The sequence below is a fragment of the Verrucomicrobiaceae bacterium genome, assembly GCA_016713035.1.
Classification (GTDB): Bacteria; Verrucomicrobiota; Verrucomicrobiia; order Verrucomicrobiales; family Verrucomicrobiaceae; genus Prosthecobacter.
On sequence record JADJPW010000006.1, the window covers coordinates 188024 to 205970 of the forward strand.

General features: G+C 58.5%; 13 protein-coding genes and 2 pseudogenes. 7 read left to right on the forward strand and 8 right to left on the reverse strand.

Annotation, left to right across the window (positions count from 1 at the left end; translation table 11 throughout):
* Window positions 1-651: 651 nt before the first annotated feature.
* Both IPK32_17900 and tadA read right to left on the reverse strand, forming a co-directional pair.
* The gene (locus IPK32_17900; protein MBK8093792.1) at window positions 652-2313 is read right to left on the reverse strand and encodes a type II/IV secretion system protein; all 1662 of its coding nucleotides are present in this window, start codon (window positions 2311-2313) and stop codon (window positions 652-654) included.
* 57 nt (window positions 2314-2370) lie between these two features.
* The gene (gene tadA, locus IPK32_17905; protein MBK8093793.1) at window positions 2371-4026 is read right to left on the reverse strand and encodes a Flp pilus assembly complex ATPase component TadA; all 1656 of its coding nucleotides are present in this window, start codon (window positions 4024-4026) and stop codon (window positions 2371-2373) included.
* Window positions 4027-4184: 158 nt separating this feature from the next.
* On the opposite strand from tadA, the gene IPK32_17910 reads away from it, so the two are divergent.
* On the forward strand, window positions 4185-4328 hold the full coding sequence (locus IPK32_17910; protein MBK8093794.1) for a hypothetical protein: 144 nt from the start codon (window positions 4185-4187) through the stop codon (window positions 4326-4328).
* On the opposite strand, the gene IPK32_17915 is transcribed toward IPK32_17910, so the two are convergent.
* Window positions 4319-4645 carry a DUF3592 domain-containing protein gene (locus IPK32_17915; GenBank protein MBK8093795.1) on the reverse strand — a complete coding sequence of 109 codons (327 nt, stop codon included), beginning with the start codon at window positions 4643-4645 and terminating at the stop codon, window positions 4319-4321. The genes IPK32_17910 and IPK32_17915 overlap by 10 nt on opposite strands.
* A 110-nt stretch (window positions 4646-4755) precedes the next feature.
* On the opposite strand from IPK32_17915, the gene recJ reads away from it, so the two are divergent.
* On the forward strand, window positions 4756-6486 hold the full coding sequence (gene recJ, locus IPK32_17920; protein MBK8093796.1) for a single-stranded-DNA-specific exonuclease RecJ: 1731 nt from the start codon (window positions 4756-4758) through the stop codon (window positions 6484-6486).
* Between the two features lie 222 nt (window positions 6487-6708).
* Here the strand turns inward: recJ and IPK32_17925 are convergent, their stop codons facing one another.
* Entirely contained in the window at window positions 6709-6939 is a 231-nt protein-coding gene (locus tag IPK32_17925) for a DUF2892 domain-containing protein (GenBank protein ID MBK8093797.1), read from the reverse strand.
* Between the two features lie 728 nt (window positions 6940-7667).
* Between IPK32_17925 and IPK32_17930 the strand changes: the two genes are divergently transcribed.
* Window positions 7668-8141 (forward strand): ankyrin repeat domain-containing protein, encoded by a 474-nt coding sequence (locus IPK32_17930; protein ID MBK8093798.1) that lies wholly within the window; start codon window positions 7668-7670, stop codon window positions 8139-8141.
* A gap of 137 nt (window positions 8142-8278) precedes the next feature.
* Window positions 8279-8788 (forward strand): hypothetical protein, encoded by a 510-nt coding sequence (locus IPK32_17935; GenBank protein ID MBK8093799.1) that lies wholly within the window; start codon window positions 8279-8281, stop codon window positions 8786-8788.
* A 333-nt stretch (window positions 8789-9121) separates the two neighbouring features.
* Here IPK32_17935 and IPK32_17940 read toward each other — a convergent pair.
* The 4 genes and pseudogenes from IPK32_17940 to IPK32_17955 form a co-directional block, all read right to left on the reverse strand.
* Window positions 9122-10414 (reverse strand): annotated as a pseudogene (locus tag IPK32_17940) (IS4 family transposase).
* Window positions 10415-10556: 142 nt separating this feature from the next.
* Complete coding sequence (locus IPK32_17945; GenBank protein ID MBK8093800.1) at window positions 10557-11720, reverse strand: efflux RND transporter periplasmic adaptor subunit; 1164 nt, start codon at window positions 11718-11720, stop codon at window positions 10557-10559.
* An 18-nt stretch (window positions 11721-11738) separates the two neighbouring features.
* A pseudogene (gene hemB, locus IPK32_17950) lies at window positions 11739-12718 on the reverse strand (porphobilinogen synthase).
* A 47-nt stretch (window positions 12719-12765) separates the two neighbouring features.
* Window positions 12766-14028, reverse strand: coding sequence for an AMP-binding protein (locus tag IPK32_17955; GenBank protein ID MBK8093801.1), 1263 nt, complete (start codon window positions 14026-14028; stop codon window positions 12766-12768).
* 267 nt (window positions 14029-14295) lie between these two features.
* Between IPK32_17955 and IPK32_17960 the strand changes: the two genes are divergently transcribed.
* The 3 genes from IPK32_17960 (at window position 14296) to IPK32_17970 (ending at window position 17918) form a co-directional block, all read left to right on the forward strand.
* Window positions 14296-14979: a 3D domain-containing protein gene (locus tag IPK32_17960; GenBank protein MBK8093802.1), complete on the forward strand. Its 684-nt coding sequence runs from the start codon at window positions 14296-14298 to the stop codon at window positions 14977-14979.
* A 73-nt stretch (window positions 14980-15052) separates the two neighbouring features.
* A complete protein-coding gene (locus tag IPK32_17965; GenBank protein MBK8093803.1) occupies window positions 15053-16288 on the forward strand; it encodes an enterochelin esterase in 1236 nt (411 codons plus the stop codon).
* Window positions 16209-17918: a hypothetical protein gene (locus tag IPK32_17970; GenBank protein MBK8093804.1), complete on the forward strand. Its 1710-nt coding sequence runs from the start codon at window positions 16209-16211 to the stop codon at window positions 17916-17918. The genes IPK32_17965 and IPK32_17970 overlap by 80 nt, the downstream gene beginning before the upstream one ends.
* The last annotated feature ends 29 nt before the right edge of the window (window positions 17919-17947 follow it).

A 17947-nucleotide genomic window follows, 5' to 3' on the forward strand; every position in this document is an offset into this window, starting at 1 on the left:
AAAACAAGCAATAATACAAATATAAACACGTTATGACGTAGTTCGTATTTCAACCGATTCCTTATCGGTAATGGAAACGCTCATGGCGAAATGATTGAGTTACAAAAGCACCCAAGTGGAGAAGTTGGTTGGCACCAACATGGATGAATCACGCTTGAAGCGTTACATTTTATGGTCTGTTGCCTACTGTTTCGTTCTTGAGTCGCAATATGGGAGCTGGTTTCGGTTTCTTGTGAAAAAACCATGGGTTTTCCGTGATTTGTTCACAATGCCCTCATGGCACTACAGTACAGGTGGAGGCTGTGTTAGCCTGTGGGGCATAGCGAGGCCCCTCCTCTTCGAAATTAGCCGTTTCCCATGCCGCCCCTACAATCCTGACCTCGTCACCATGCTGGAGGCCGATGGCGAACTTGCCTTTGATTCTTACTGCTTTCCCCTCCTTGGAATCGCAGCCAGTAAATGCCGTAAAATCAACGGCGTCGCTTGCTGCGAAGATCCCGGACGATGCCCAGCGCCAAGGTTTGCGCCCTGGCGCACCCTCATCAAGCCTCAAAAGGCCCTGGAAATCGCAAATCGGCATGAAAGCCATTTCCCAAAATGCGACGACGAGGAGAGCCTCCTCGGTCAACTTTGGCGGCTGCGGTGTCGAATTTAGGTGTACTTGAGCACTTCTTCGACGGTGGTCTCGCCATCGTAGATGCTGCGGAGGCCGTCATCGCGGAGGGAGACCATGCCGAGCTCGATGGCTTTTTGACGCAAAACGAGCGTTGGGGCACGGCTGGTGATCAGGTCGCGGAGCGGGTCTGTGATGTCGAGTAGTTCGTAGATGCCTTTGCGGCCTTTGTAGCCGCTGCCACCGCAGGTGGAGCAGCCTGAGCCGGTGAAGAAATTCCGGCCGCCGATGTCATCCCGCGTGAGTCCGAGCTGTGTGAGGATGTGTAAGCTGGGTTCATACTCGGCTTTGCAGCTTTTGCAGATGGTACGCAGGAGGCGCTGGGCGAGCACGCCTTCCAGCGTGGCCGAGACGAGGAAGGGCTCTACACCCATGTCCACGAGACGGGTGACGGCACCTGCGGAGTCATTCGTGTGCAGGGTGCTGAGGACCAAGTGGCCAGTGAGGGAGGCCTGGATGGCGATCTGTGCAGTTTCGAGGTCGCGCATCTCGCCGACCATGATGCGGTCAGGGTCTTGACGGAGGAAAGCACGTAGCGCTTTGGCGAAGGTGAGACCGACCGCCTCATTAATCGGCACTTGCATGATGCCATCCATTTCATACTCCACAGGGTCTTCTGCGGTGATGAGTTTGGCGTCGATCGTATTGATGCGGCGCAGGGCGGCATAAAGTGTGGTTGTTTTGCCTGCACCGGTGGGGCCGGTGACGATGAAGATGCCGTTGGGCTTTTGGATCGTCTCGACGATGTAATCGAAGAGTGGTTTGTTCATTCCCAGGCTCTCTAGGTCAAGATTGACGGAGGAGCGGTCCAGCACGCGTAACACCACAGACTCTCCATGCTGGGTGGGGAGGGAGTTCACACGCATATCGACGGCTTTGCCATTGACGGTGGTCATGATGCGTCCGTCCTGGGGGATACGGCGCTCCGCGATGTTCATGTTGGCCATGACTTTGACGCGGGAGATGACGGAGGTGGCCAAATGGACCGGGGGCGGGGCCATTTCATAAAGGGTGCCGTCCACGCGGTAGCGGATTTTGAATTCACGCTCGAAGGGCTCGAAGTGAATGTCTGAGGCACGCTCCTTGATGGCCTGCTGCATCACGAGATCGACGAATTTGACGATGGGGGCGGAGTTTGCCTCCTGCTCGGCGCTTTGGGCAGCGCCAGCTTTGCCTAGCTGGCCGAAGATTTCTTCGATGCTGGGGGCTCCGGTGCCGTAGTGCTTATCAATGAGTGCCTGGACCTGGGAACGGCGTGCGACGACTGGAACGATGCTTTTCCCGAGGCTGAAACGCAAATCTTCGGCAAGCTGGGGATTCAGCGGATCGGTGAATGCGACGTGGAGGCCCTGTCCATCGAGCGTGATGGGGAAGCAGCCGTAGAGGCGTGCCATGCCATTGGGGATGAGATTCACGACGGAAGGCGCGGGCTCAAAGGTGGCGAGGTCAAAGTGCTCGGCACCGAGTTCCTCCGCCACATGCTGCCAGAATTCATCTTCGTTGGTGTAGATGCCGTATTCGAGCAGGGTCTGGAGGATGTCTTTGCCATCCTGGACGCAGTCGCGTGTGAGGTCGTCCGCCACGCCCGCGTCGATGACGCCGCGGTTCTGGAGCATGTCGATGACGTTATTTACTGTCATGGTCGTGAGAGGGGGAAAAGGGTTCTAAAAGGCGAAAGGAGCGGTTAGGGCAGGGGATCAATGGGAGTCGGACATGGTGGCCTCGATGACTTCATCGGCGGTGGTCATGCCTGCGAGCACTTTGCGGATGCCATCCTCGCGTAGGGTGCGCATGCCGAGTTCGCGGGCACGCTTGCGTAGTTGGGGAGTGGTGAGCTGCTGATTGATCATGCTGCGCACTTCATCGTCGATTTTGAAGATCTCCACGAGGCTGAGACGACCGCGGTAGCCGAGGCTGCGGCACTTGTTACAGCCATTCGGGCCGTAGATCGATGCGTCGGCGATCTGGGATGCTTCGAGTCCGAGGGCACGGAGATCGTGGTCACTGAGGCTGGTGGGCGTTTTGCACTCCCCGCAGAGCTTTCGCACGAGGCGCTGGGCCTCGATGGCACGCACGGCGGAGGCGATGAGGAAGGGCTTTACGCCGATGTCTGCCATACGGGCGACGGCGCTGGGGGCGTCATTCGTATGGAGTGTACTAAAGACCAAGTGACCAGTGAGTGATGCCTGGATGGCGATCGAGGCGGTCTCCAGGTCGCGAATTTCCCCGAGCATGATGATATTCGGTGCCTGACGGAGCATGGCGCGGAGTGCTGCGGCGAAAGTCATGCCCACATCTTCCTTTACCATGACCTGATTGATGCCGGCGAGCTCGTACTCGACAGGATCTTCAACCGTGATGATCTTTTTGTCGGGGCGGTTGATGAAGTTTAGGCAGGCGTAGAGCGTGGTGGTTTTACCTGAGCCTGTGGGGCCCGTGACGAGGATGATGCCGTCTGGTAGGGTGATGAGCTGCTCGAAGGTGGCCTGATCGTCGCTGAGGAAGCCGAGATCGACCAGTCCTAGGCGCAGGCTGCTCTTGTCGAGCACACGCATGACGACAGACTCGCCGTTGCTCGTCGGGATGATCGAGACGCGCATGTCGATCTCCTTGTCGTTGAAGGCCATCTGAATGCGTCCGTCCTGTGGAACGCGTTTTTCATCCAGTTGCATGCTGCCGGTCAAAATTTTCACGCGACCGATCATGGCTGCGAGTAGGCGTTTCGGATGGTGCTCCACATCGACAAGCACGCCGTCGATGCGGTAGCGCACGCGGATGTCTTTTTCGAGCGGCTCAATGTGGATGTCGCTAGCTTTCGATTTAAAGGCCTCCATGAGCAGATTCGTCACCAGCCTGATGACGGGAGCATCGTCATCACCGCTGCCGCCGGAGTTCTTGATCGTCGCAGTGCCCATGACGGCCTCATTGCCGTAAATATTGGCCTGGAGGGTCTTGATGAGCGCAGGGGTGGAGCAATAAAACTCAATTTCTGGCTGCAACACATGGGGCAGCGCATCCAGCGTCTCGAAGTCGTATGGATCGCTCACGACGATCTGGAGAGCGGTTCCATTGGTGCCAAGCGGGGCCACTTTGTAGCGCATAGCCGTCTCTAGCGGTACGAGTGCCTTCAGTGTGGGATGCGGCTCGTAGCCATGTAGATCGACATACTCCATGCCGGAGTTCACCGCGACGTTTTGCGCTACCTGTTCGTCGGAGACGACACCCGTCTTGATCAGCGTCTCGATGACGCTTTCACCGGGTTTTTTGGTCGCTGCGACTCCTTGGACGTCGCGTTCGGTCAGCAGGCCTGCTTCTTGGAGCAGTTCGAGGACGTAATTTTCATTTTGGTACATGAATCAGGAAGCGCAGGCGCGGAAAGGGTTCGGGAATCGGGGGGGATTATTTCGGAGAAATACGAGATTAAGACTTCCCAGCTCCAAGTGTCAATGCTTCCAACTCGCGTTCCTCGAAAAAAGCGCTCGGTCATGTCTGCCGCCACGCACCGATGAGCATGCCGAGTCCCCCGGCCACGAATAGCAGCGGGAACCAAATGGTGAAAAGTGCCGCACGCGTGCCTGGAATGAGCACCGATTGCTCTGCATCGAGTGGATTGACACGGCATAAGCTCGCAGCGCCCGGTGGGAACTACAGCTGAAGCGCCTGCACCACTTCGAGATGCGCTGTGGCGGCCTTTTCCACCATGTGAATGCGTGTTGAAACATGCGATGCTCCCGCGATCTCATAGCGATAACGTATTTCAGCCCGATGCACTGGCGCTGAAGATGGTGTGAGTTTTTCTGTCACGATGCGAGAGGACTCGATGCGGCAGGCAATCTCCGGCCACGATCGGCTTGGCGCGGTCTTTTCATAGGATAGCCATAAGCGATACGCAAAAAAACTGCCCGCGATGATGAGCATAATACCCATCGTCGCGAGCCACCATCGACCTGCTTGTGTGACACTGCTGCGCATCTTTTTTCAAGTAGCTACGTAGGCGCGGAATAGCGCGGGTGAGCGATTCTTTGACTACCAGCCACGCGTGCTCCATACAAGGATCATCAACATAAATAAAGCATCAAAGAATGAATGAAAACGCACCACCCATCCAGGTCCGACCTCCGCGCTGGCTCGTCAAGCCAGCAGCGGCGAGCGCATCTGATCTGGCCGCTGAGACGGGTCTCCCGCCACTCTTAGCGCATCTCCTCGCGCAGCGAGAAATCACGACCGCCGAACAGGCTCGTGATTTCCTCGTGCCAAAGCTCGCCACTCTCGGTGATCCACTTCTTCTGCCGGAGATGCCCCTGGCTGTCGCTCGCATGCTCGAGGCTGTGGATAAATCCCAGCGTGTCGTGCTTTACGGCGACTATGATGTCGATGGTGTCACATCCATGGCTCTGCTGCACCTCATGCTGAAGGCCTATGGGCTCGATACGAAGCTCTTTCTGCCCTCTCGTATGGAGGAAGGTTACGGCCTCAGCACAGACGGATTGGCCAAGTGCTTCGAGACCTACGGTCAGCCTGATCTGCTCATCGCTCTCGACTGCGGCACCACATCGCTGAACGAGACTGCATGGCTCGCCACTCAGGGCGTGGACTGCATCATCATCGACCACCACGAGCTCTCACCCCAGGGGCGTCCTACCTGCCTCGCCCTCGTCAATCCAAAGCTCGGCACCGACTGGCATTACTTCTGCACCGCTGGACTCGTCTTCAAAGTCGCACACGCACTCATGAAGACTCGGAACCTGCCCGACTTCGATTTGAAGGAAACGCTCGACCTCGTCGCTCTCGGCACGGTCGCTGATCTCGTGCCCCTCGTGGCGGAGAATCGCCTCCTCGTCCGCCGCGGTCTGGAGGCCCTCGGGCAGACGCAGCGCCTCGGACTACGTGCTCTCAAACAAATCGCCGGAGTCGATGACCTGGTGCAGACACATCATGTCAGTTTCCGCCTCGGACCACGGCTGAATGCCGCTGGCAGGCTCGATACCGCTGCCACCGCCCTCGATCTGCTGCTCGCGCAGCACCCAGACACGGCCATGGAGCTAGCCAATCTCCTCGAAGCTCACAACAAAGACCGTCAAGGCGTCGAGCAAACCGTTCACGCAGAGGCAGAAACCATGCTCAGGCAAATGGGCGATCTCTCTGACCTCTCCGCCATCGTCCTCGGTTCACGCACTTGGCATCCCGGTGTCATCGGTATCGTCGCCTCACGGATATCCAGGCTTTGCCATCGGCCGACCATTCTCGTCTCCTTTGATGAAAACGGCATCGGGAAGGGGAGCGGGCGCAGCATCCCCGGCTTCTCCCTCGTCGAGGCCATCGACATCTGCCGCGATCACCTTCTCGGCGGTGGAGGACACGCCATGGCCGCAGGTATCTCCGTGGAGGAAGCGAAGATCGACTCCTTCCGCACCGCCTTCAGTGATGCCGCCCGTGCGGCACTCAATGAGGAGGCACTCACACCACTGCTAGAGCTCGATGCCGAGGTCAGTCTGCAAGATCTCACGCTCAATTTCCTCGAAAGCTACAAGCTCATGGAGCCCTTTGGCCAAAAGAACCCAGAGCCACTCTTCCTCTGCCGTGGAGTGCGTCCCAAGCTCCCCGGCCGCAGCATCAAAGGCAAGCACATGCGCCTCATGCTCACCCAAGATGGCGCTGGCATGGACAGCGTCTGGTTCAATGCCCCTGTCGGCAATCTCCCACCGGCACCCTGGGACATCGTCATGCGCCTCCAGCGCAGCTTCTTCCGTGGTCAGGAGCAATGGCAAATCACCATCGAATCCGTCCGCAGTAGCAGCAGCGATGTCGTGTGATGTGATCGGATCTGGTCTCTGGCACAGCTACGCACGCATGGCATACAACCAGCCGATAAAGGCACCCTACAGAGCCCCACGCCACCAAGTCGAAGTGAGTGGGCATGCACCAGAGCTACATGGACCATTGTAACCCATCACGGAGCCCAATAAGGCTCCGATGGCGATGGGAATCGGGTAAGAAGCCATGCCGAAGGTGTTTCAGGTGACCGGCAAAGTGTCTCAGCAGCACTTCCCGCCACCGCAGCAGCCTCCACCACTGCCTTTATCGCCTTTGCTACAGGTGCTGAGGCCAAGCGGGGCATACAGCGGGCAGAAACGGATGAAAGCCGTGAGCAGCGGCACCGCACCGATGGCCCCGAGCCAGCTATGGTTGACGATGCCATAAGCGATGAGGCCGAGACCGATGAGGATACGCAGTGCGCGGTCGATGCCGCCGATGTTGGGTTTCATGTTCGAGTCAGGTTTTTGGATTGGTGTTCGGTGAACGACGATTAAACAGCCGCAAGAGCCATATTCTGACTTTAGACTGACTACATATCTGCTGCGAACCGGAGTGGTTGAAGGCGCGGGGAGTCTCCCCCAAGGGCCAACCACGCTGGTTTGCCCGGTGAGGAATGCCACTCAGAGCCTAACCAGCGTGGTTGAAGCCTGGGCCCAGTGGGGAAGGGGCCTAAACAGACGGGTTGAGTGCCCCCATAGACTCCCCACTTGCCCAACCAGACTGGTTGGAGCCAGGTGCAATCTGGGCAGGTGTCCAACCAGACGGGTTGAGAGCTCTAGGATACTCCCCATTTGGCGAACCAGACCGGTGGATGCCTGCACCGAGCATGGACGGTGCCCATACAGACTGTTTGAAGCCGAGGGGAGTCTCCCCGCTTCCCGAGCTCCCACGACGCTCTTCCCGTGGCTGATCAAAGAAGAATCAAGGAGCCGCATTCGCCCTTGGCAGCACACCAGTGGGCCAAGCCGCACTTTGAGCGCCTGGAATATTCCCACATGCATTTTAGCACCCTATTTGCGCGGAAATATGCATCCATGTTGCTTTACACGCGCATGTGTCATAAAAAACTCATCATGAGTGCCCGTGCCCCTACTTTTCCAACATCCTTGTCGAAGATAAAGCTGCACAGGAAACCTCTTATCTGTTAGAAGATCAAAATTGTTAGCCAAAGAATCCCATGAGTGAAGAATTCTATGATGCAGCAACCATCGGGGAGTTGGATACCGTGCGCGCAATGGTCGCTGCCGACCCAACGCTGGTCCATTCCAAGGATCAATGGGGTTTCACCGCATTGCACGGTGTAGCAGGTGAGGAACAGCTCGAGATGGCGGAGCTTCTGTTGGACGCAGGTGCAGACCCTAATGCAAAGAACGACGAAGGCATCACACCTCTTCATCTTGCCGCTTACCCGGAGATGGCGGAGTTGCTCGTCCGCCGCGGTGCAGACATCAATGTGCGCTCCAATGATGGCCAGACGCCTTTGATTGTTCAGGCAGCTGAGGCTGAAGGATACGATGTGATGGAGACGTTGCTCCGACTGGGAGCAGATGCAATGGCCAGAGACATTCGCGGTGAAGACGCATTAGACATTGCGAGAGCACGCGAAGAGGCCGACAAAGTTGAGCTATTGGCAAAAAATGAAGAAGGCTAACAAGCCGCGTCATGCAACCACTACCAGCCGCCCAGTTTCGATGATTTCCTGTAGCTACAGCCCCAACCCCGTGATCGACCTTCGCCGCCGCTGGTAGCGGTGCATGCGCTCATCGTTCGGCCAAGAAACAGAGTCCCATGCTTGAGTCGTTAAAAAAGCTTTTTGGTCGGCGACCTGAACCACGCATGACGATTTCCGTGACTGAAACTCCAGCCCCTGAGACACCCCACCCTTCGATTACCTTGAAGTCGGGCATTCTTATCTCGCTTGTCCGACTAAATCAGTATCGAACTTATGAGGGACTCATCGAAGGTATCCCGACCAAGGAGATGAATGACCGCTTAATTGATGCAGCTCTGGAAGCTGCAAAAGAACCACACAGGCGCAACGTCAAGTTGTTAGCCCCGATTTATCGGAAGATAGAGCTGAGTCGCCCTTACCCATTCGGTGATCCTGCATCACTTCCCAGAGTGACATGTATCGGACGCTGGCAATCCCCATTTGGTCAGCGAGGGGCATTCAATGGATGGGGCGAGATGACCTTGGTTTGGTATCAGGATGACTTTGCGTTGCCCATTGACCCGACGATCATCACTGCCATCTCAGAGCTTAACTGGGAGCGAGATTCTGATTTCATCGAACTGTGAGCCATCACCCAACACCAAGGCCGAACAAAACGGATGCAGTAACGGCTCGAAGGCTATCTGTCGTGTCTGCAACGCTTCCCGCACGGCGGCTCCATGCGGGACGAAAACGTCATCACCGCCGCCAACGAGCGAAAAATGGCCATGGTCTTCACTGGCGTGCACGAGGCCGTGATTGATGCACCGAGTCATCATGATTTGTGAATTCATGACACAGCCATCCCATAGCCCTCGGAAACTGACGGGCAAGCGAGTGGTTTGCGAAGGGAGGGCGGCTTAAAAGCGGAGCAGGGCGAGTTGAGTTTTTACGGCCTAAAGCGCGGTTATGCAGGCATATCACGCGGGTGCTGTCCCATGAGATTGCGTGCCCGCAGGCTCAAACCCTGGCAACCACGAGGTATGCGGACTGCCCAGTATTTTGAAACTGCCACCTGCTGTCCCATAGCTTTGCAAAACGCCAAGCAGATCGAGCCGTTCCCACATCGACGCGCGGGCCACAGCAAAGAGCCGCGTGAAGCTGTGGCCCCACTGGCTCATGTGTGCGGCGAAGCGCAGCAGCACATACACCAGCAGCGCCGTCCACACCTGCCAGCGGATCGCGTTGGCGTTGTGCCCCAAAAAGTCGCCGAGCTTGAGTGTTTGCTTCACCTGTTTGAAGAACACCTCAATGTCCCAGCGGGCGCGGTAGAGGTCGCAGACGCTGCGAGGACTCCAATGGGTGTTGTTGGTGATGAAGACCATCAGGCGCTTCTCGCCATCGACCTCCACCCATGCCTCGACCCGCCGCACGGTCCAACCGGAGAGCGACTTCCACTTCGTCCCGGTGAGCTTGACGATCTGATCCTTCACAATGCCGCTGCCTTTGACCACCGGCAGGTTGCGAAGGGCGCGGTAGCGGAGGTTGTCCTTGGCGCGGGTGACCCACTGCACGCCGCGCAAATCGAGATCATGCAGGTGGGCGAAGTCCACATACGCCTTGTCAAAGACGACCACTTCGCCCTCTTTCAATCCGGCGCAAAGCTCACGGGCGCGCTTGTTGTCATGCTCGCCGGCGCTGCCCACGATGGCGAAGGTGGGCAGGAAGCTGTTCAAGGCTCAGGCGCAGGTGCATCTTGGCGGCGGCCTTGCGGCGGCGGTGCCTGGCCCAGCCCATGCAGTTGGCCACCAGTTCCATCACAGTGGAGTCAACCGCGTGAATCCTCACTTTGAAACGGTGAAGCGGAGCGCGTGAACTGCGGCCGGGCCGCTGAGAGCAAAGCTCGCATCGCAATGATGCAGATGTTCGAGCGTGCGCCAGAAGACCAGGCTCGGTGAAGCGAGCGTCGCGCTCCTTGTTGGCGTGGAGAGGTTGTTGCGCGAGGGCGGGGTGAGGCCAAAGGCGGCGATGGCGCGGGTCTTGAGCCGCAGCCAGTCGCAGATGTCGTTGAGGCTCAGGGCGTGGGCGAGCTGGGCGAAGATCATCGTGCCGAGGTGGCTCATGACACTAAAGGTCCGCGCCTTGGCGTCCACGCCGGTCTCCCTGGCAGCGGTGCTGATGATGCTGCGCGGTATGAGCTTGAGAATCTGGCCGAGAACGTTGATGTGATGGCGTGCTGGCTGGGTGGCTTGGGTGTGTTTTGGTTTTGACATCGCAATCCAAATCAAACCACTTCTCGCCCTCAGTCAGCACACTTCACACCCCTCTGCCTAGCCGCCTTATGGGATGGCTGTGAAGCTAATAGATATATTTGTTGTCGCGATATTTTGCCGTGGGGATTTCCCCGTTGTTTCCTCAGAAGGTGAGGGCTAGGAAAAAGGGCAGGGTCATTTCTCTGTGGTGGGGGCGACGGGCATGCCGGGCTGGGGAGGCGGGCTTGGCCGTTGATGATGATTTTTCTCCGGCTTTGAGGCCGCTGCGGATGATGCGTTTGCCGTCGATGGTGGGGCCGAGGGTGATGGGCTTGTACACGCTGAGGTTCTTTTCGTCGATGCCGAGGACGTATTTGTTGGCTTGATCGGTGAGGATGGCTTTTTCGTCGATGAGGAGGGCTTTGTGCTTGGCGGTGATGGGGATGCGTAGCCGGGCAAAGAGGCCTGGGGTGAGGAGGCCTTTGGTGTTGGGGAATTCGGCGCGGAGGAGCATGCTGCCGGTGGCGGCATCGAGGCGGTTGTTGAGGCTTTCGACGTGGCCTTGGTGGGGGTAGGTGGTTTCGTCGGAGAGCTGGGCCTGGACGGGGATGTGGCCGTCTTCGTCGGTGTGGACGGTTTTGTCGCGCTGGAGGGCTTGGAGCTTGAGGAGGCTGCTTTCGTCGATGTCGGCGTAGATGTGGACGGGATCGACGCTGACGAGGGTGGTGAGGAGGGTGGTGCCTGCGGTGACAAAGTTCCCCTGGGTGGTGATGGCGCGGCTGATGCGGCCTGCGATGGGGGCTTTGACTTCGGTGTGCTCCATTTCGATGCTGGCGCTGTGTTCGGCGGCTTTGGCGGCTTCTAGGGCGGCTTGGGCCTGGAGGTGCATGGATTCGCGTGCTTCGGCCTGCTCTGGGGAGAGAGCTTTGGCGGCGAGGAGGAGTTTTACGCGGTCGAACTCGGCCTTCATGGCTTTGGCATTGGCTTCGGCGCGGGTGACTTCGGCCTGGGCGGCTCGGAGTTTGGTCTCAAAGGCGCGGGGGTCGATGGTGAAGAGGACGGTGTCTTTGGCGATGAGGGCTCCGGCCTGAAAATGCACCTGGGTGATGTAGCCGGAGACGCGGGGCTTGAGCTCGACGGTTTCTACGGCTTCGACGCGTCCGGTGAACTCTTGCCATTCGACAAGCTCGCGCTCTTCGACGGCGGCGAGGGTGACGGGGGCCGGGGGCATGTGCATGGCTCCGCCACCTGCGCTGGGGGTGCCTGCGGGTGGTTTGTGACAGGCGATGAGGAGGAGTGCGGTGAGGACAGTGAGCGTATGCTTCATGGGGCGGGGCTGCATGGCTCAGGCTTGCTGGTATTGCAAAGCCCACTGCTTGGCAAAGTAGGTCAAAATCATGTCTGCTCCGGCACGGCGGATGCCGATGAGGGATTCGTGGACGATTTTGGCCTCATCGAGCCAGCCTGCGGCGGAGGCGGATTTGATCATGAGGTATTCTCCGCTGACCTGGTATGCGGCGAGCGGGAGCGTGGTGGCGGCTCGCAGACGTGCGAGGATGTCTAGGTAGGGCCCGGCGGGTTTGACCATGAGGATGTCTGCGCCTTCGGCTTCATCGAGTGCGGCTTCGCGCAGGGCCTCACGGGCATTGGCGGGGTCCATCTGGTAGGTTTTTTTGTCTCCAGCACGTGGGGCGGAGTCGAGTGCTCCACGGAAGGGGCCGTAGTAGGCGCTGGCATACTTGGCGGTGTAGCTCATGATCGAGACGGACTGGAAGTCTGCCTCATCGAGTGCGGTGCGCAGTGCGGCGACGCGGCCATCCATCATGTCGCTGGGGAGACGATGTCTGCGCCTGCTCGGGCGTGGCAAAGTGCCTGCTGCTGGAGCACGGCGACGGTTTCGTCATTCAAGATGCGCCCGTCGTCGCTGACGAGGCCGTCGTGGCCATCGCTGTTGTAGGGATCGAGTGCGATGTCGGTGATGACGGTGAGTGTGGGGTGGGCGCTTTTCAGAGCGCGGATGGCGCGGGGGACGAGGCCGCCATCGTCGGCGCATGCGGCGGCGTCGCGGGTTTTGAGCTCATCGGGGATGCGGGGGAAGAGCACGACAGCAGGCACGCCCAGTGCGTGGGCGGCGCCAGCTTCTCGTACGAGGCCGTCGAGGCTCCAGCGTGTGCATCCCGGCATGGAGGCGATGGGGGTGTCTTGGCTGCCTTCTTGAAAGAATAGCGGATAAATGAGGTGGCCGGGGGTGAGCTCGGTCTCGCGGACGAGGTCACGGATGGTGGGGCTTTGGCGATTGCGGCGCGGGCGGACGGGGAGGTTCATGAGCGATGTCAGGCGGGGCAGGGGATCGGGCGTGCCGATAAAGTGGCTCACTCCTTCACGATGCGCCAGCGCTTTGCCTTGAACTCATGACGCGGTAGCGAACCTGCCTCTGCTGCGATGACTGGGATGCGCAGGGAGAAGGTGTCCTTTAGCCGAGTTTCCAGTCGCTTCAGGCTGGTTTGTGGAGAGCCTGGGGCGATTTCTACGAGGACTTCGATTTCATCCATGCCATCGACTTGGCGTTGCTGGACCATGAATTCCACGACCTCTGGCAGCTCGCGCACGACGGCCTCGATTGCACTGGGATAGACATTCACTCCGCGAATGACGGCCATGTCGTCGATGCGGCTGAGGATGCCGCCCTCTAGGGTGAGGCGCTCGCGGTGGAGGCGCTTGCGGACGAGATCACCGGTGCGGTAACGGAGCAGGGGACAAGCCGTACGGTCTAGCGTGGTGAGGACGAGCTCGCCGCATTCACCATCGGCGACTTCGAGGCCGGTTTTGGGGTCCAGGACTTCCGCGAAATAGGCCTCCTCCATGACGACGAGGCTGCCGGGGGTATCCGCAGACTCGAAGCTGACAGGGCCCACCTCTGTCATTCCGTGGTGGTCGAAAACCTGTGCATCCCATTGCTTTTCTAGTCGCTCACGCACAGCGGGCACACTGCCGCCAGACTCACCTGCGACGATGATTTTCTGCACGCGGAGGCTCATGCGCTCGATGCCGGATGCGTCGCCAATGAGCTCCCCCAGGCGCATCGCATAGGTGGGCGTGCAGCAGAGCACCGTAGCGCCGTAGCGGGCCATCAGCTCCAGTCGTGCCTGGCTACTTAGGCCGCCACAGGGCAGGACCATGTAATCTTTCGCCGCTGCCTCAAAAGCCGTCCAAAACCCCAAAAATGGCCCAAATGAGAACGCGAAACAGATACGGTCGCGGCCTTTCACTAGCCCGGCAGCTTCATAAACACGCCGCCAGCATGCCAACATGGCCTCCCAGCTCTCTGGTGTGTCGATCCAGGCCATCGGCTGCCCAGTAGAGCTGCCGCTCGTCTGGCAAAAACGCGTGTATTGGCCCACCGCGCGGGTCAAATTCGTTCCAAAGGGTGGATTGGCCTCCCGATCGGCTTCGATTTCACTTTTCGAGGTCAGTGGCACGAATTTGACGAAGTCTTCCAGGCGATTCATGCCGCTGGAGCGCACGCCCTGCTCGCGGAAGCGCTTACCATAAAAACCATCTGCCGTGGCCAGATTTAAGATGATCGTTCGCAGCTTGCGCCATTGATTGGAGCGCAAACGCACACGGTCGATCAACGGTGAGTTGGGAGTGGACACGGGCGGGAGTTTTCGCTGGTGGGGGAACAAAGCGCAAGGTGGTTTTCCGGCTAAAATTCAAAAAACTTATGCATTTGGCACAATTAATTTACATAAACTACACAGTTAATATAATTTTTATATTGCGGAATTCTAAAATTTTCATTAAAGTTTCATCAATTCAGACAAAAAACAGCCATGTGTCACTCATCTTTGATCCCTTTTGGCGCCGCCGCTGCCCTCGTCCTCACTCTTTCCTCGTGCTCCATGCCGAAGGGAATCTTTGAAAACGGCGGCTTGTTCTCGAAAAAGACGGAAGTCCGTCAGGCGCAGACGTTCAAGAGCACTGGGCCACTGGTGACGGGAGTCCGCTATGAAGTACGCAAGGCCCTGGCCACGACGGTGCCTTTCCGTCCTACAGATGTGAAGCGTTACACTTTTGTGCTCGATAAGCCCAAACCGATCGAAAAAGTGCCCCTCATGCTCGCAGAGGCCGCTCGTCCGGTGCATGGCACCAGCTTGCGTGTCCGCACTACCGCTTACACGCATAGTGAGAGCGACCACATCGTGTATGGAGTGAAGAACGCCATCGGCACCAATTTGAAGTACGGCAGCCTGCGTAGTGCAGCGGCGGATTGGTCACGTTTCCCAGTGGGCACCCGTTTCTGCATCAATAGCGAGCCTGGAATCGTCTATGAAGTCGATGACTATGGCAGCGCCCTGGTCGGCACGAGCACCATCGACATCTACAAGCCCAGCCGTGGCATGATGAATGCCTGGGGAGTCCGCCATGTGGACATCAAAGTCGTCAAATGGGGTTCCTACGAGCGCAGCATGCAGCTCATGCGTGACCGCACTCGCTGGCCGCATGTGCGCCGTATGATGAACAGCATCCAGGCCCGTGTGAAGTCTGGCGGAGCCTCCTCCATGCCACTGACCGCCTCAATTTGAGGAAAAGTCCCTATTCTCGGGTTACTTTTGCCAGAGGATATTTTCGGCCGTTTTCGCCGTTCACTCGGCATCCATGCGCCTGAACCTGATTTTTGCCCTCACTGCTCTTTTCCTGCCGGGAGTTCTTTTCTCCCAGCAAGCCCAAAAGGCCTCTTCAGCCCCGTTTTCGCCCCAAAAGGCGTTTTTAGCTCTCAAAGACTTCGCTCAGGCCACCCCAGAGCAGAAAAAGTCGCTTCACCAGCAGGTGGCCCGTGTCTTTGGCCAAAAAAACCTCGCTCATGGTCGTGCCGCGCCGAAAATCGAGGGCGCTACGGTGCTGTGGGCCACACTTGATCCAAAACCGGCCCAGGTCGTGCGTGAGGATGGTATGCCGCTGGGCGAGATGATCGCCCTGGGCAGTGATGGACTCCAGGCACTGGCATTGGAGTTGCCGAATTTTTCTGAGCTACGCTACCGAATCGAGTCCGACGGCATGCCGCGCATGGCGGGTAGTGTGCGCATCGAGCACTTTCCGCCAGCGGCTGAGAGTGTGGCCCTGCCAGATGTGCCAAAGGGTAGCCTGCAAAAATTCGAGTGGGCGCAGAGCCAGGTCTTCCCCGGAACTGTCCGGGATGTGACGGTTTACTTGCCTGCTGGATTCCAGCCGGATGAAGAAACCTGCCTGATGGTCTGGCAGGACGGCTCGCGGAATGCAGATCCCACCAGCGGCATGCGGGTGCCGATCGTGTTCGATAACCTCATCCACCGCCAGGAAATGCCGCGCACCGTCGGTGTCTTCATTGATCCTGGTCGCAAGCCTAACCAGAAGCCCGGGAGCAAAGCCGCCAACCGTGGATTTGAATACGACTCTTTGGGAGATGCCTACGTGCGCTTTTTGCTCACGGAAATCCTGCCAGAGGTCGAAAAACGTTATCGCGTGAGGTTCCGCGCCGCACCCGAGGCACGGGCGATCGCTGGCGGCTCCTCTGGCGGTATTTGTGCCTTCACCGCTGCTTGGGAAAGACCAGATCAGTTTCAAAAAGTGCTCTCCTGGGTGGGTTCCTTCGTCAATCTGCGCGGTGGCCATGTCTATCCCTCCATCATCCGCATCACGGAGCGTAAGCCGCTACGCATCTATCTCCAAGATGGTCACAACGATCTGGACAACCCCTTTGGGAACTGGCCGCTGGCCAATAAGCAGATGTCCGCAGCTCTCCAGTTCATGAAATACGATCACCGGATCGACTGGAATGGCTCCTTCCACGGCAGCAAAGGCATGGCTCCGCTCCTCCCAGATGCTCTCCGCTGGCTCTGGCGTGATGTGCGCTGAGGAGCTCGCCTGGCATCGTATTGGAGAAGAAACACGCAGCATGAAGCGCCGCCACTTCCTCGCCCTCTCCTCGGTCACGCCGCTGCTGGCCGCTGGATCGCGCCGGAAAGCCCCCTTCCGCCTCCTTTACAGCAATGACCTCACCCACATCACCTCCTGTGTGAGTCCATATCACGCGGCCCGGCAGCCCTTTCGTGCGGAGATGCTCGATGCATCTATCGATGAGGTCACGGGAATCGTGGATGCGCATTTTCTCCAACCTGGACTCGGCGTGGTGCCGCTGTGGCCGAGCCGCAGCTTCGATCACCAGGTGCATTATGATTGGATCAAGAAGCGCTATGGGCAGAAGCCGGATTCCTTTGGCCAGTTTGTGCTAAAAGGGGGCGATATTGTTCAGCGCTTCATCGACCGCTGTCGTGCACAGGGGCAGGCCGCTTTCATCTCACTGCGGATGAATGATGCCCATCACAAGGAATTCACCGACCCACAGCCTGGTGATCAGCCGGGTAGCAGCATCGGCATGAGTGTGACACGCTGGTATGCAGAGCACCCAGAGTATCGCATCCAGCCTAGCTCGCGGCGTGGTGCAGACCTCGTGCTAAACTGGGCTGTGCCAGAGGTGCGGGCACAAAAGCTCCGCATGATCGGTGAGCTTTGCGAGGGCTACGAACTGGATGGCCTGGAGCTCGATTTCCTGCGATTTTACAGCTATTTCCGGGATGAAACACCGGTAGAGCAGCGCCGCGCTATCATGACCAGCTTTGTCAAAGAAGTGCGGCAACGACTCGGCCCCCAGCGTTGGCTGTGTGCTCGTGTGCCGTGCTACCTACCAGCGCTCGATGCACTGGGGCTCGATTTGAGAGCGCTCGTCGCTGCCGGGCTCGACATGGTGAATGCCTCTGCGCATTACTTCACCACGCAGCAGCATGATCTTGCCAAGATCCGCCAGCAGACGGTCGGCGCGGCGCTTTACTTTGAGCTGTGCCACACCCTTTGGAAGGGCGACAAAGTGCAGGCTGGCTACGACGTCTTCCCCTTTCGCCGTGCGACCCGCGAGCAACTCCACACCTCCGCACATCTGGCCTATGCTCGTGGTGCGGATGGCATCAGCCTCTTCAACTTTGCCTATTACCGACAGCATGGTCAGGGCGAGGGGCGTGGGCTCTTCGGCGAGCCGCCCTTTGAGGTGCTCAAAGCATTGCGAGAGCCGCAAGTGCTCGCACAGGGACCGCGGCATGCCTTCATCGCGTCAGGCTGGCGGGCGCCTGGCATGAAACCACTGCCCGTGCCGCGTAAAATCGAGCTCAACAAGCCGGCTAAGTTCCTCTTTGATCTCGCAAGTCCCCATGGCGCTGCACGCGTCCGCATCCAGGCCGGGAGCGACCTCGCTGGCACGACTTGGAGTGCTGTTTTTAATGGCGAGCCAGTGTTGGCGACCGAGGACGTTTCAGAGCCGTTTCCAGTGCCCTATCCGTCGATGCTGGCCAAGCCGGAGGAGCTGCGTGCCTGGCAAATCCCCGCAGGGAGCCTCCGCGAAGGCGTAAATAGCCTCGAAGTCACACAATTAAGCGGACGACCTGCCACTGTCCTATTCGTGGATCTAGCATGCCCCGCTGTGAGCTCGAAATAGCCTGCCCTTGCACACAGCAGTGTCTTGAC

Excerpts from the sequence above, each read along its gene's own strand:
- IPK32_17900 (MBK8093792.1), bottom strand. The coding sequence starts at position 2,313 with ATGACAGTAAATAACGTCATCGACATGCTCCAGAACCGCGGCGTCATC.
- tadA (MBK8093793.1), bottom strand. The coding sequence starts at position 4,026 with ATGTACCAAAATGAAAATTACGTCCTCGAACTGCTCCAAGAAGCAGGC.
- IPK32_17910 (MBK8093794.1), top strand. The coding sequence starts at position 4,185 with ATGCCGAGTCCCCCGGCCACGAATAGCAGCGGGAACCAAATGGTGAAA.
- IPK32_17915 (MBK8093795.1), bottom strand. The coding sequence starts at position 4,645 with ATGCGCAGCAGTGTCACACAAGCAGGTCGATGGTGGCTCGCGACGATG.
- recJ (MBK8093796.1), top strand. The coding sequence starts at position 4,756 with ATGAATGAAAACGCACCACCCATCCAGGTCCGACCTCCGCGCTGGCTC.
- IPK32_17925 (MBK8093797.1), bottom strand. The coding sequence starts at position 6,939 with ATGAAACCCAACATCGGCGGCATCGACCGCGCACTGCGTATCCTCATC.
- IPK32_17930 (MBK8093798.1), top strand. The coding sequence starts at position 7,668 with ATGAGTGAAGAATTCTATGATGCAGCAACCATCGGGGAGTTGGATACC.
- IPK32_17935 (MBK8093799.1), top strand. The coding sequence starts at position 8,279 with ATGCTTGAGTCGTTAAAAAAGCTTTTTGGTCGGCGACCTGAACCACGC.
- IPK32_17945 (MBK8093800.1), bottom strand. The coding sequence starts at position 11,720 with ATGAAGCATACGCTCACTGTCCTCACCGCACTCCTCCTCATCGCCTGT.
- IPK32_17960 (MBK8093802.1), top strand. The coding sequence starts at position 14,296 with ATGCCGAAGGGAATCTTTGAAAACGGCGGCTTGTTCTCGAAAAAGACG.
- IPK32_17965 (MBK8093803.1), top strand. The coding sequence starts at position 15,053 with ATGCGCCTGAACCTGATTTTTGCCCTCACTGCTCTTTTCCTGCCGGGA.
- IPK32_17970 (MBK8093804.1), top strand. The coding sequence starts at position 16,209 with ATGGCTCCTTCCACGGCAGCAAAGGCATGGCTCCGCTCCTCCCAGATG.